At 58.5% G+C, this 14,555-nt stretch carries 6 protein-coding genes; 5 read left to right on the top strand and 1 reads right to left on the bottom strand.

What is annotated here, in order from left to right; genetic code table 11:
• Positions 1-123: 123 nt before the first annotated feature.
• From JJD74_RS17495 to JJD74_RS17475, 5 genes are all read left to right on the top strand, one after another.
• Positions 124-753, top strand: coding sequence for a LysE family translocator (locus JJD74_RS17495; RefSeq protein WP_042561016.1), 630 nt, complete (start codon positions 124-126; stop codon positions 751-753).
• Positions 754-1,039: 286 nt separating this feature from the next.
• Positions 1,040-2,722, top strand: coding sequence for a fatty acid--CoA ligase (locus JJD74_RS17490; RefSeq protein WP_200616185.1), 1,683 nt, complete (start codon positions 1,040-1,042; stop codon positions 2,720-2,722).
• A 337-nt stretch (positions 2,723-3,059) separates the two neighbouring features.
• A complete protein-coding gene (locus JJD74_RS17485) occupies positions 3,060-4,949 on the top strand; it encodes a DUF1302 domain-containing protein (RefSeq protein ID WP_042561014.1) in 1,890 nt (629 codons plus the stop codon).
• Positions 4,950-4,976: 27 nt separating this feature from the next.
• The gene (locus tag JJD74_RS17480; RefSeq protein WP_042561013.1) at positions 4,977-6,341 is read left to right on the top strand and encodes a DUF1329 domain-containing protein; all 1,365 of its coding nucleotides are present in this window, start codon (positions 4,977-4,979) and stop codon (positions 6,339-6,341) included.
• Between the two features lie 310 nt (positions 6,342-6,651).
• On the top strand, positions 6,652-9,384 hold the full coding sequence (locus JJD74_RS17475; RefSeq protein WP_200616183.1) for a LuxR C-terminal-related transcriptional regulator: 2,733 nt from the start codon (positions 6,652-6,654) through the stop codon (positions 9,382-9,384).
• Between the two features lie 101 nt (positions 9,385-9,485).
• On the opposite strand, the gene JJD74_RS17470 is transcribed toward JJD74_RS17475, so the two are convergent.
• Positions 9,486-14,414 carry a M10 family metallopeptidase C-terminal domain-containing protein gene (locus tag JJD74_RS17470; protein ID WP_200616180.1) on the bottom strand — a complete coding sequence of 1,643 codons (4,929 nt, stop codon included), beginning with the start codon at positions 14,412-14,414 and terminating at the stop codon, positions 9,486-9,488.
• Positions 14,415-14,555 lie beyond the last annotated feature (141 nt).

The raw sequence follows: 14,555 nt of genomic DNA, 5'->3' as shown, positions 1-14,555 counted from the left end.
AATCTGCCGAGCCTACCAGATGAAACAATTGGTTACTCGGTGGCTGCGGTGCTCCAGAATCCTGTAGGAGCGAGCACCTGCGCCTTGAGTCCGATTTGACTGATCAACTCCAGAGGAGCCCCCATGTACTGGACCGAGTTCTTGACCGTTGCACTGATCCACCTGCTGGCCGTCGCCAGCCCCGGCCCGGACTTTGCCGTGGTGGTGCGCGAGAGCGTCACCCACGGAAGACGCGCCGGTACCTGGACGGCGCTGGGTGTGGGCACGGCGATTTTCCTGCATGTGGGCTATTCGCTACTGGGCATCGGTTTGATCGTGTCGCAGTCGATTGTGCTGTTCAACGCGCTGAAATGGGCGGCGGCGGCGTACCTGCTGTACATCGGCTTCAAGGCCTTGCGTGCGCAACCGGCAAAAGCCGTCAGCGATGATCTGCACAAGGAAGCGGGCGAGCGCACCGCCCGTGGTGCGTTCACTTCGGGCTTCGTGACCAACGGCCTGAATCCGAAAGCCACACTGTTCTTCCTGTCGTTGTTCACCGTGGTGATCAACCCGCACACGCCCCTGGCGATGCAGGCCGGCTACGGCGTTTACCTCGCTGTCGCGACCGCTTTCTGGTTCTGCCTGGTGGCCATGCTGTTCAGCCAGCAACGCGTACGCGCCGGTTTCGCCCGCATGGGCCACTGGTTCGACCGCACCATGGGCGCTGTGCTGATCGCCCTCGGTGTGAAAATCGCGTTCACCGAGATGCATTGATCCGGCGAGAGCCTGCCGGCTGCGGGCTATTGGATGACCGCGATCCTGTAGGAGCTGCCGAAGGCTGCGATCTTTTGATCTTAAAAACACATCAAAAGATCGCAGCCTTCGGCAGCTCCTACAAAGGGCTCGTTCATGACTTTCCCCTTCCATCCTGCAAATACTGGCGCAAAGCTAGCATTTGTACGGCTTTGCAAATCATTCCTTTGGCTGATTTGGCTGGCGTATAAGGGTTTTAGAGTACAAATCTCTACGCCAACACCGAGCCGTCAGAAAAGGGATTCTTATGTTGCAGACTCGCGTCATTCCCCCAGCCGATGGGGCCTACCAGTATCCATTGCTGATCAAACGGCTGCTGATGTCCGGTGCCCGTTACGAGAAAACCCGCGAGATCATCTACCGTGACCAGTTGCGCTACAGCTACCCGACCCTGATCGAACGCGTGGCGCGGCTGGCCAACGTGTTGACGGCTGCCGGCGTCAAGGCCGGTGACACCGTGGCGGTGATGGATTGGGACAGTCACCGTTACCTGGAATGCATGTTTGCCGTTCCGATGATCGGCGCGGTGATCCACACCATCAACGTGCGCCTGTCCCCGGAACAGATCCTCTACACCATGAACCACGCCGAGGACCGCTTCGTGCTGGTCAACAGCGAGTTCGTCGGGCTGTACCAGGCGATTGCGCCGCACCTGACCACGGTCGAGAAAACCCTGCTGCTGACCGATCTGCCGGAAAAAACCGCCGAGCTGCCGAATCTGGTGGGCGAGTACGAGCAACTGCTGGCCGCCGCCAGCCCGCAGTACATCTTTGAGGACTTCGACGAAAACTCGGTCGCCACCACGTTCTATACAACCGGTACCACCGGCAACCCGAAAGGCGTGTACTTCACCCATCGGCAACTGGTGCTGCACACCATGGGCGTGTCGACGATCATGGGCTCCATCGACAGCGTGCGCCTGCTCGGCACCAACGACGTCTATATGCCAATCACGCCGATGTTCCATGTTCACGCGTGGGGCCTGCCTTATGTGGCGACCATGCTCGGGCTCAAACAGGTTTATCCGGGCCGCTACGATCCGGAGTTTCTGGTGGAGCTGTGGCGCAAGGAGAAGGTCACGTTCTCCCATTGCGTGCCGACCATTCTGCAAATGCTGCTCAACGCCAAAGGTGCGCAGGAAACCGATTTCGCCGGCTGGAAAATCGTCATCGGCGGCAGCGCACTCAACCGTACCTTGTACGAAACCGCCAAGGCTCGCGGCATTCAACTGACCGCCGCCTATGGCATGTCCGAGACCGGACCATTGGTATCGTGCGCACACCTCAACGACGAGCTGATGGCCGGCACGGAGGACGAACGCACCACTTATCGAATCAAGGCCGGTGTGCCGGGCCCGCTGGTGGAAGCCGCGATTGTCGATGCCGAGGGCAACTTCCTCCCGGCCGATGGCGAAACTCAGGGCGAGCTTGTGCTGCGTGCACCGTGGCTGACCGAAGGTTATTTCAACGAACCGCAAAAAGGCGCCGAACTGTGGGCCGGCGGCTGGCTGCACACCGGCGACGTCGCGACGCTCGACAGCATGGGCGTGATCGACATCCGTGACCGGATCAAGGACGTGATCAAGACCGGTGGCGAATGGATTTCCTCACTGGACCTCGAGGACCTGATCAGCCGTCACGTCGCGGTACGCGAAGTAGCAGTGGTGGGCATCGCCGATCCGCAGTGGGGCGAGCGCCCGTTTGCCCTGCTGGTGATCCGTGAAGGGCATGAAATCGGGGCGCGGGAGCTCAAGGAGCACCTCAAGCCATTTGTGGAGCTGGGGCATCTGAGCAAGTGGGCGATTCCGAGTCAGATCGCTCTTGTTACGGAAATTCCCAAGACCAGCGTCGGCAAGCTCGACAAGAAGCGCATCCGTCTCGACATCACTGAATGGCAGGCCAATAACAGCACCTTCCTCTCGACCCTTTAAGTCCCTGCTGGCGCGCCGAAAACGGCGCGCCAGACCCGCCAAGCAAGCGCTTGCCTTGTGAAATCGAAAATTTCAGCCATCCTTGCCATGCCGACACGTGTCGGCCTGGCGAAAGGACTGTTCCAGAGTGGTCGGCAGCTGCAAATCACACTTTAGAGGGATCAAGCTCCACAACCTGCTGGCTATAGTCCACTTAAGGATTTTTAAGAACGTGGCACACGCACAAGATGGGGCGATGCATCTTTGGAGTGACGTCGGACAGCCTTTGGCATCCGGTCCTTCAGACGTTTTTAAAAGTACTCACTGCCATAACAATAATGCACATGGAGTAGCGTCGATGACCTCAGTAAACCAGTTCTGGCGCCGGGCGAAACTGCCTCTGGCGGTCAGTCTTGCTTCTTCGCTCGCCGGGCCTGCATTCGGCGTCAGTTTCAACGTTGGTGAAATCGAAGGTCAGTTCGATTCATCCCTGTCGATCGGCGCAAGTTGGTCTACCCAGAGCCCGAACAAGAACCTCATCGGCGTCAACAACGGTGGTCACGGCCTGTCGCAGACTTCTGACGATGGCCACGCCAACTTCAAGAGCGGCGAAACCTTTTCGAAGATCTTCAAGGGCATCCATGACCTTGAATTGAAATACGGCGACACCGGCGTGTTCGTCCGTGGCAAATACTGGTACGACTTCGAACTCAAGGACGAAAGCCGTCAGTTCAAGGACATCAGCGACAGCAATCGCAAGGAAGGCGCCAAGTCTTCCGGCGGGCAGATCCTCGACGCCTTCGTCTACCACAACTACGCCATCGCCGATCAGCCGGGCTCGGTTCGTCTGGGCAAGCAGGTAGTGAGCTGGGGTGAAAGTACCTTCATCGGTGGCGGCATCAACTCGATCAACCCGATCGACGTGTCTGCATTCCGTCGTCCAGGTGCCGAGATCAAGGAAGGCCTGATCCCGGTCAACATGTTCTACGTGTCTCAGAGCCTGACCGACAATCTGTCGGCCGAAGCCTTCTATCAGCTGGAATGGGACCAGACCGTTGTCGATAACTGCGGCACCTTCTTTTCGCAGCCGGACATTGTCGCCGACGGTTGCAACGACAACCTGCGCGTGCTGAACAAGCGTTCGACTATTCCAGCCGTTGCACTGGGGCCGTTGGCCGCCAACGGCGTCGATGTCAATCAGGAAGGCGTTCTGGTACGCCGTGGTCCGGATCGCGATGCCCGTGACAGCGGTCAGTGGGGCGCGTCCCTGAAGTACATGTTCGAGCCTCTGGATACCGAGTTCGGCGCGTACTTCATGAACTACCACAGCCGTGCGCCGATCTTCAGCGCAACCGGTGCGCCGCGGTCGGTCTACAACACTGCAGCCGGTCTGCCCGGGCCGTTCGCAGCTCTCGCACCACTGCTGGTGGCGGGCAACTCGAATTACTTTATTGAATACCCTGAGGACATTCGCCTCTACGGCCTGAGCTTCTCTACCACCCTGCCTACCGGTACGGCGTGGAGCGGTGAGATCAGCTATCGCCCGAATGCACCCGTACAACTGAACTCCACCGACATCCTGTTCGCCGGTGTTCGTCCGCTGGGCGGCGCACTGACCAACGCCTCGCTGCTAAATGGCGTTCCTGGTCAGGATCTGCACGGCTATGAGCGCAAGGAAATCACCCAACTGCAGACGACCTTCACGCACTTCTTCGATCAGGTCATGGGCGCCAGCCGTCTGACCCTCGTGGGTGAAGCGGGCATGACCTACGTGGGCGGTCTGGAAAGCCGTTCCGACAAGCGTTATGGCCGGGATCCGGTTTATGGCCCGGGTGAGTTGCCGGCCACTGGCGGTATCAATACCTGCGCCAACATTCTCAACGCCAGCACCATCAATGGTGCAGGGCCGGGTTCGCCGCAGAACAACCGCAGCCGCAATTGCGACAACGACGGCTTCACCACATCGATGTCGTGGGGCTATCGCGGTCGGGCCATCTGGGATTACAACGACGTCTTCGCCGGTGTGAACCTCAAGCCGAACGTAGCCTGGTCCCATGACGTCAGCGGCTACTCGCCTGGCCCTGGCGGCAACTTCGAGGAAGGTCGCAAAGCGGTCAGTCTGGGCGTCGATGCCGAGTACCAGAACACCTACACCGCGAGCCTGGCCTACACCAACTTCTTCGACGGCAAGTACACCACTGTGGATGACCGCGACTTCGTTGCGCTCAGCTTCGGCGTGAACTTCTAAGCACTGCATTTCAGGACGAACGAATTTATGAAAATAACAAAAAGTCTGTTCCACGCCGGTGTTCTGGGTCTGTCGCTGCTGGCGACCGGCGTCATGGCCGCAGTGCCTGCTGGCGAAGCGGACAAGCTGGGCAAGAGCCTGACCCCGATGGGCGCAGAAATGGCGGGTAACGCCGATGGCTCGATCCCGGCCTGGAAGCCGTTGCCGAAGAATGCCGGTGCGGTCGATGCGCGTGGTTTCCTGTCCAACCCTTACGCCAGTGAGCAGCCGTTGTTCACCATCACCGCCAAGGATGTCGACAAGTACAAGGACAAACTTGCGCCGGGCCAGTACGCGATGTTCAAGCGCTACCCGGAAACCTTCAAGATGCCGGTCTATCCATCGCATCGCGGCGCTACCGTGCCGGATGAGGTGTTCGCCTCCATCAAGAAAAACGCCACTACCACCACGCTGGTGTCGGGCGGTAACGGTCTGGAAAACTTCGAAACGGCTGTGCCGTTCCCGATTCCTAAAACCGGCGTCGAAGTCATCTGGAACCACATCACCCGCTATCGTGGCGGCAGCGTGACGCGTCTGGTGACCCAGGCCACGCCGCAACCGAATGGCTCGTACAGCCTGGTGTATTTCCAGGATCAGTTCGTGTTCCGCGACAAGATGAAAGACTACGATCCGGCGAACCCAGGCAACATCCTGTTCTACTTCAAGCAGAAAGTGACTGCGCCGGCACGTCTGGCCGGTGGTGTGCTGCTGGTGCACGAAACCCTCGACCAGGTTAAAGAGCCACGTTCGGCGTGGGTCTACAACGCCGGTCAGCGCCGTGTGCGCCGCGCACCGCAAGTGTCCTATGACGGCCCGGGTACTGCGGCGGACGGTCTGCGTACCTCCGACAACCTGGACATGTTCAACGGCGCGCCGGATCGCTACGACTGGAAGCTCGAAGGCAAAAAAGAGATGTACATCGCCTCCGACAGCTACAAGCTCGACGATCCGAAACTGAAATACGCCGACATCATCAAGGCCGGCCACATCAACCAGGATCTGGCGCGTTACGAGCTGCGCCGCGTCTGGCACGTGGTTGCGACCCTGAAGGAAGGTCAGCGCCACATCTACGCCAAACGTGACTTCTACATCGACGAGGACACCTGGCAAGCAGCGGTCATCGACCATTACGACGGTCGTGGTCAGCTGTGGCGTGTGGCCGAGGCGCATGCCGAGAACTACTACGACAAACAAGTGCCGTGGTATGCCCTGGAAACCCTCTACGACCTGCAATCCGGCCGCTACCTGGCGCTGGGCATGAAGAACGAAGAGAAGAGTGCGTATGACTTCGGCTTCACCGCGACCACCAGCGACTTCACCCCGGCCGCTCTGCGTCAGGAAGGTGTTCGTTAAACCGCTGTAAACCCGAGGCCGCATCCTCGTGAAAACGCCCCGACTGGTTCGGGGCGTTTTTTTTACTGTTCATTTTTGTACCGCCTTGTGTAGGCGCTACCGCAGGCTGTGATCTTTTGATCCTGCTTTGGATTCAGAAACATTCTCGTCAAAAGATTGCAGCCTTCGGCAGCGCCTACAGGATTTGGCGTGCAGGTCGTTGTAGCCTTTTTGTAGCCATTTGTAGCAACTACCTTCATAACCGGTTCGTTTAAGGCTAGTCTGCGGACATCTGCAACGCCGCCAACAGCAATTCGAACAAGAGCCGGCCATGACTGATCTGTCCCCACTTCCGGGTCCCGCAAGCGTTGCCGTCGCGGCACTGGACGGGCGTTTTTTTCGCCCGCCGCTGCCTGACGGACACGTATTGCGACCACGCCTTTGCGAGCGCCTGCAAGCAGGACTCGGTGGACGGCTGTTGCTGGTCAGCGCCCCCGCAGGCTTCGGCAAGAGTTCGCTGGCCGTGGAGTTTTGCCAAAGTCTGCCGGCGCATTGGCAAAGTCTCTGGCTGGGCCTGAGCCCACGGGACAGCGACCCCGGTCGCTTTCTCGAGCGCTTGCTCGAAGGCCTGCAAGACTATTTCCCCGAACTGGGCAGCCGCGCGCTCGGCCTGCTGAAGATGCGTCAACGCCACCAGCCGTTTGCCTTTGAAGAATGGCTCGACGGTCTGCTCGACGAGCTGGCGCAGCACCTTGATCCGGCGACACCCTTGTTGCTGGTGCTCGACGATTATCATCTCGCCCAAGGCCCGGTGCTCGACCGTTGCCTGCAGTTTTTCCTCAACCACTTGCCCGAGGGTTTGCTGGTGATGGTCACCAGTCGGCAGCGCCCTGACTGGCACCTGGCGCGCTTGCGACTGTCGCGGCAACTGTTGGAACTGCACGAGCAGGATTTACGCCTGACCCATGACGAAGCCCTGACCTTGCTTGATCGCCACAGCACTTCACTGCGCGGCGAAGCGTTGGAAAACCTTATCCAGCGCAGCGAAGGCTGGGTCGCCGGGCTGCGTTTCTGGCTGCTGGCAGCATCCGAAGCCGGCAGTGAAGCCGCATTGCCGCAAGCGCTGAACGGCGGGGAAGGGCTGATCCGCGACTATCTGCTTGAAGAAGTCATCGATTGCCTGCCCATCGAAGTGCAATCGTTTCTCTACGACACCGCACCGCAGGAGCGCTTTTGCAGCGAACTGTGCGATGCCGTGCGCGAAGCCCATGACAGCGCCGAGATCCTGCGTTTCCTGCAGGCGCATCAAGTATTTCTGGTGCCGCTGGATGAACACGGGCACTGGTATCGCTATCACCATTTGTTTTCCGACCTGTTGCGCAGTCGCCCGGTTGCACAGGCCATGGTGCCCACCGGAACGCTGCATTTGCGCGCCTGTCGCTGGTTCAATGCTCAGGGTTTACTCGATGAGGCCGTGGAGCAGGCGTTGCGTGCCGGCCACCTCGACGTGGCGGCGAATCTGGTGCAGAACCTGTCGGAGGAACAACTGCTGGCCGAGCAGAATGTCGGCATGTTGCTGCGCTGGAAAATGGACTTGCCCGACAGCCTGTTGATCAGCACGCCGCGCTTGATCGTGCTGTACAGCTGGGCGCTGGGGCTGGCGTGTCAGCTCGATGCGGCCGAAGAATTGTCCAGCCATCTGAGCCGCTTCCTGCCGGCGCCATCGGCCACGGCGCAAAAGTCGATGCTGGCGCAATGGCTGGCGTTGAGCGGGATCATCGCGCGCGGACGCGGTCATCGCGAGTTGACGCTCAAATACTGCAGCGAAGCGCTCGAAAGTCTGCCGGCCAAGCGCTACGGCCAGCGGCTGATGTGCTTGTCGACGTTATCCAACCTGGCGATTGCCGACGGTGATCTGTGGCGCGCGCGGGGATTGAATCGCGAGTCCCTTGAGTTGGCGCAACGCGTCGGTAATCCGTTATTCGAAGCACTGGCGCATTACGATCGCGCCCGCGTTTTGCAGGCTCGCGGTGAAATTCTGCGTTCGCTCGATGAAGTCCATCAGGGCCTGGAACGGTTGCGCGGACTTTCCCCACAGCGCCTGTATGCCGTGCGCGCGCGGCTGACGTTGTACGAAGGTTTTCTGTTGGCGATGCGCTTGCAGCCGCAGCTCGCACGCGTGCGGTTATTGGCCGGGCTCAGTGAAGCACGGGCCTGTCGCGACATCAGCGTGTTGATCGGTCACTGCGTGATCGCGCGTCTGGATGGCGCCAGCGGTGAGTTCGCCAAAGCCTTCGCCGAACTCGCCGAAGCCGAGCGGCTGATGCACATCTGGGACGTGCCGCCTATCTACTATCTGGCGATGATCACTCTGGTCAAATGTGAACTGTGGCTGGCGCAGGGCCGCACCGATCTGGCCGAAGCCTGGCTGGCGCGGTTGGGCCAGACTTATACGGGCGAACGTGCGGCGGCGCCGCCGGAATTTCATCCACAACTGCCTTTGCATGTCGAACTGCAACAGGCACTGCTCGATGTGATTCAAGGGCAACCGATGCTCGCCGAAGGGCGCTTGAACGTATTGCACGAAAACGGCCAGCAAACCGGGCGTCAGTTGCTCAGCGTGATGGCGTTGACGCAGAAGGTGGCGTTGCTGTTGGCGAGCGGGCGCGAGGCGGAGGCGCGCAAAGCGCTGAATCAGGCGTTGGAGGCAGCGGCCGGGGGCGTGCTGCAACCGTTCGAGGCTTTGGTCAAGGGACACGTGGACTGGTTGCGCGGACAATTGCTGACGTCGCCAACGCTGGCAGGACAGCAATTGCTGCAACACTTTCCGCCAGCCGCGCCCCGTCCGGCCGTGGAATCAAGTACTACCGAACAGCTCAGCAGTCGCGAACTGGCGGTACTGCGGTTGATTGCTCAGGGCTGCTCGAATCAGGAAATCAGCGAGCAGTTGTTCATCTCGCTGCACACCGTTAAAACCCACGCCAGCCATATCAACAGCAAACTTGGGGTTGAGCGGCGTACGCAGGCAGTGGCGCGGGCGAAGGAGTTGGGCGTCCTGAGTTAGACGCAACACACGTCCACCCATAAAAAACGCCCCGAACCAGTCGGGGCGTTTTTGATTATTGCCCGGTCATTTTACAAACCGGGTTTAACTGCGACAGAGCGTCAGGCGACCAGGTCGTTGGCGCTGAAACTGTTCACACCGACCAGCTGGATTTCGAAGTCCGCACCGGTGTTGCCGCTGACATTACCCGACAGCACGTGATCAACGAAGCGCAGTTGACCTGCGCCAGTGAAGTCGGCTGCGCCAATGAAGCTGAATCCGTTGAAGCCAGCAGTCAGCAGATTGGCATCGAATTTCGTCAGGTCGATCTTGTCGCCTTGCAGGCTATTGAAGTCAGAGATGACGTCGCGGTCGGCACCGATGCCCATTTCGTTGACTGCGCGGAAAACGAAGGTGTCCGCTCCGGTATCACCGACAAGCACATCTGCACCTGCACCGCCGTCCAGGATGTTGTTGCCGGTGTTACCTCTGAGGATGTTGTTCAGGGCGTTGCCGGTTGCGCTGACGGCGCTGCCGACCAGGTTGAGGTTCTCGAGGTTGGCGCCCAGCGAGTAATCGATGTAGGAATAGACCGAGTCGAGATCAGTTGCCAATGGGCCTTGTTCGATAACCACGTCACCGACGTTGTCGACGACATAGCTGTCGTTGCCGGCACCGCCAATCAATGTGTCCGCGCCTGCGCCGCCATTGAGGGTGTTGTCGCCACTGTTGCCGGTCAGGATGTTGCTCATCGCGTTGCCGTAGACAGTGAAACCGCCGGCACCGGTCAGCTCAACGTTCTCGAAGTTCTGCAAACTACTGAGATTGAGGTCGACGATATTGGTTTGCGGGGTAGAGTTGTAGCCGATCAATAAGGTGTCGATGCCTTCGTTGGCCAACTCCTGAACGAGGGCCAGTTCACCGGCCTGATCGAGGCCGTAGGTATCATTGCCCTTGCCGCCGATCATGGTATCCAGGCCGGCACCGCCGATCAGACGGTTGTCGTTGTCGGTGCCTCTGAGGATGTTGTCAAGCGAGTTGCCCGTGGCATTGAGTGCGCCGCCTACAAGGTTAAGGTTTTCGAGGTTCGCCCCCAGCGAGTAATCGATATAGGAATAGACCGAGTCGATTTCCGTGGCTGATGGGCCTTGGTCGATGACCACGTCGCCGATGTTGTCGACGACATAGCTGTCATTACCCGCGCCACCGATCATGGTGTCTGCACCCACGCCACCATTCAGGGTGTTGTCGCCGCTGTTGCCGGTCAGGGTGTTGTTCAGTGCATTGCCGTAGACGGTGAATCCACCGGCGCCGGTAATGGCCACATCTTCGATATTCACCAGACTGGTCTGGTTCAGGTCGATGATTTTGTTTCGTGCGGACATGCTGTATTCGATGACCAGCAGATCAGTTCCTTCGTTGGCCAACTCCTGAACGAGAGCCAGTTCGCCAACCTGATCGATACCGTAGGCGTCATTGCCTTTGCCGCCAATCATGGTGTCCAGTCCTGCGCCACCCACCAGTTGGTTGTCTGCGTCGTTACCGATAAGCACGTTGTTCTGATCATTGCCGATAGCGTAAATGGTACTGCTACCGGTCAAGGTGAGATTCTCCACGTATTCGCTCAGGGAGTAGTTCACCGATGCGCGTACTGTGTCGATGCCATCCCAGCGGAAGGTTTCGGTGACCACATCACCGACGTTGTCGACGATGTAAGTATCGTCGCCTGCACCGCCTATCATCAAGTCGGCTCCAGCGCCGCCATTCAGGATGTTGTTGCCTTCAGTGCCCCTGAGGATGTTGTTCAGCGAGTTGCCGGTGGCATTGAGAGCGCTGCCGACCAGGTTCAGGTTCTCGAGGTTGGCGCCCAGCGTGTAATCGATGTAGGAGTAGACCGAGTCGAGATCAGTCGCCAATGGGCCTTGTTCGATAACCACGTCTCCAATGTTATCGACGACATAGCTGTCGTTGCCGGCGCCACCAATCAAAGTGTCCGCGCCGGTGCCACCGTTGAGCGTATTGTCATCACTGTTGCCGGTCAGGATGTTGTTCAGCGCGTTGCCATAGACGGTGAACAGGCCGGAACCGGTCAGGACAACGTTTTCAATGTTCTGCAAACTGGCACGATTCAGGTCGACTTTACTACCCAGGACGCTGAATGCCTTGTACTCGATCACGAGTGTGTCAGTGCCTTCGTTCTCCTGCTCCTGGACCAGATCCAGTTCACGTTCCTCGTCGATGCCATAAGCGTCATCGCCTTTACCGCCGATCAGCGTATCGATGCCGGCGCCGCCAACCAGTTGGTTATTGCCGTCGTTGCCGATGATGATGTTGTCCTGCTCGTTGCCTACCCCGTAGATGTTGCCGGTGCCGGTCAGCGTGAGGTTTTCAAGGTTGGCGCTCAGACTGTAGTTGACCGATGCGAGGACAGTGTCGATTTCACCCTGCTGGTAGCTGGTTTCACTGATGACATCGCCTACATTGTCGACGATGTAGGTGTCATTGCCTTTGCCGCCGATCATCAGGTCTGCACCCGCACCGCCGTCCAGTACGTTGGCGCCGTCGGTACCCCTGAGAATGTTATTCAGGAAGTTGCCGGTTGCGCTGACGGCGCTGCCGACCAGGTTGAGGTTCTCGAGGTTGGCGCCCAGCGAGTAATCGATGTAGGAATAGACCGAGTCGAGATCAGTTGCCAATGGGCCTTGTTCGATAACCACGTCACCGACGTTGTCGACGACATAGCTGTCGTTGCCGGCACCGCCAATCAATGTGTCCGCGCCTGCGCCGCCATTGAGGGTGTTGTCGCCACTGTTGCCGGTCAGGATGTTGCTCATCGCGTTGCCGTAGACAGTGAAACCGCCGGCACCGGTCAGCTCAACGTTCTCGAAGTTCTGCAAACTACTGAGATTGAGGTCGACGATATTGGTTTGCGCGGTAGAGTTGTAGCCGATCAACAAGGTGTCGATGCCTTCGTTGGCCAACTCCTGAACGAGGGCCAGTTCACCGGCCTGATCGAGGCCGTAGGTATCATTGCCCTTGCCGCCGATCATGGTATCCAGGCCGGCACCGCCGATCAGACGGTTGTCGTTGTCGGTGCCTCTGAGGATGTTGTCAAGCGAGTTGCCCGTGGCATTGAGTGCGCCGCCTACAAGGTTAAGGTTTTCGAGGTTCGCCCCCAGCGAGTAATCGATGTAGGAATAGACCGAGTCGATTTCCGTGGCTGATGGGCCTTGGTCGATGACCACGTCGCCGATGTTGTCGACGACATAGCTGTCATTACCCGCGCCACCGATCATGGTGTCTGCACCCACGCCACCATTCAGGGTGTTGTCGCCGCTGTTGCCGGTCAGGGTGTTGTTCGACGTGTTGCCGTAGACGGTGAATCCACCGGCGCCGGTAATGGCCACATCTTCGATATGCAGCAGACTGGTCTGGTTCAGGTCAATGATGTTGGCTTGTGCAGTTGCGCTGTATTCGATGACCAGCAGATCAGTTCCTTCGTTGGCCAACTCCTGAACGAGGGCCAATTCGCCAACCTGATCGATACCGTAGGCGTCATTGCCTTTGCCGCCAATCATGGTGTCCAGGCCTGCGCCGCCCACCAGTTGGTTATTACCGTCGTTGCCAACCAGAAGGTTGTTCTGAGCGTTGCCGATACCGTAGATGTTACCGGTGCCGGTCAGGTAAAGGTTCTCCAGGTTGGCGTTCAGCGCGTAGTTTGCCGACGCGCGAACGGTGTCGATCTCGTTGGCCTGTGAGCTGGTTTCGCTGATGACATCGGCGCTGTTGTCGACGATGTAGGTATCGTTGCCCAGCCCTCCGATCATGATGTCGGCCCCCGCACCACCGTCCAGCACGTTATCGCCGTCATTGCCCCTGAGGGTGTTGTTGAGACTGTTGCCTGTCGCATTCACTGCGTTACCCACCAGGTTCAGGTTCTCGAGGGTGGCCCCCAGCGTGTAGTCGATGTAGGAGTAGACCGAGTCGATATCGCTGGCCGATGGGCCTTGTTCGATGACGACGTCACCGACGTTATCGACGACATAGCTGTCGTTGCCCGCACCACCTTCCATGTAGTCTGCACCTGCGCCACCGATAAGGGTGTTGTCCAGTGCGTTGCCGATCAGAGTGTCATTGAATGCCGAGCCAGTGGCGTTTTCAATCTTCGCGCCGTATGCAATTGCCAGTCCCTGATTGAAGGCATTGCCGCCCTGATCAGTAAAAGCCTGGCCGATCTTGCTGTACTGTCCTTCGGTGAGGTTGAGGCTGACGGCCGCCAATTGGTTGCTCGCATCGATAGTATCGACACCGCCAGCATCCCAGATGGTTTCAAACACCGATTGTGTTGGCGTCCACGAGTAAACGTTGTTACCGGTCATCCACTGGTTATTGGCGCCATAAAGACTCTGGATCGCCAGGATGTCGAGCACCATCGGAGTGGTCGGCAGATAGGAATAATTGTTGTTATAGCTCATGACGGTATAGCCGACGTCATCGAACGCCGGATCGAGCGTGACGGCGTTGGTGGCGGATGGCGCGAACGAATGCTTCAGGCCGATGGCATGACCGATCTCATGAATGAATGTCATGAAGTCATACGTTCCCTTGTCCGGGAACAGTTGACTGGTGTTTGGGCCGATCCAGATGTCGCCACCATTAGGCTTCTCGGAAGGAGTGTAAGCCCAGGCCGCCGCATCGCTGTCCAGCAGCGAATAGCCACCAAAACGCAGGTCACCCACGCTTGTCGAGGATTCGCCGGTCAACTGGAACGTGATATTAGCCACTGCTGCCCAACTGCTCAGCGCACCCATCGCCGCGACTTTTTGAGTGTCTGTCAGTGCATAGGCGGCTTTTGGTTCATTGTCGAAGCTGTAGTTCGGAGCGAAGACCGATACACCAGGGACGATGAAACTGTAGGTAAGACTGGTCACCGCACCAGGGGAATACCATTTGGTGCTTTCCCATTTATAGCCAGAAATGAGGCTGTCGATGGGGGCTGATCCGGTCAGTGAGGCAATCCAGGTGTTGGTGTAACCAGTAGGGCGAGGCATAACGATTCCTGAGGTAAACCGCGGCCCTTCCCGAAATGTGGCCGCTACAAGTTATGATTTTGCATGAAAAAAAACTGCTTTGACATTATATGGCCACTACTTTCCGATTAGTGGCGCCAAAAAACTGACCCGGGCTGTATG

The sequence above is a fragment of the Pseudomonas sp. MF6776 genome, from assembly GCF_016613125.1.
In the GTDB taxonomy this organism is placed as follows: domain Bacteria; phylum Pseudomonadota; class Gammaproteobacteria; order Pseudomonadales; family Pseudomonadaceae; genus Aquipseudomonas; species Aquipseudomonas iridis.
This window is presented reverse-complemented; position numbering and strand designations above follow the sequence as displayed.

Bases quoted from the DNA above. Each gene is read 5' to 3' on its own strand.
- JJD74_RS17495 (WP_042561016.1), top strand. From the start codon at position 124: ATGTACTGGACCGAGTTCTTGACCGTTGCACTGATCCACCTGCTGGCC.
- JJD74_RS17480 (WP_042561013.1), top strand. From the start codon at position 4,977: ATGAAAATAACAAAAAGTCTGTTCCACGCCGGTGTTCTGGGTCTGTCG.
- JJD74_RS17470 (WP_200616180.1), bottom strand. From the start codon at position 14,414: ATGCCTCGCCCTACTGGTTACACCAACACCTGGATTGCCTCACTGACC.
- JJD74_RS17490 (WP_200616185.1), top strand. From the start codon at position 1,040: ATGTTGCAGACTCGCGTCATTCCCCCAGCCGATGGGGCCTACCAGTAT.
- JJD74_RS17475 (WP_200616183.1), top strand. From the start codon at position 6,652: ATGACTGATCTGTCCCCACTTCCGGGTCCCGCAAGCGTTGCCGTCGCG.
- JJD74_RS17485 (WP_042561014.1), top strand. From the start codon at position 3,060: ATGACCTCAGTAAACCAGTTCTGGCGCCGGGCGAAACTGCCTCTGGCG.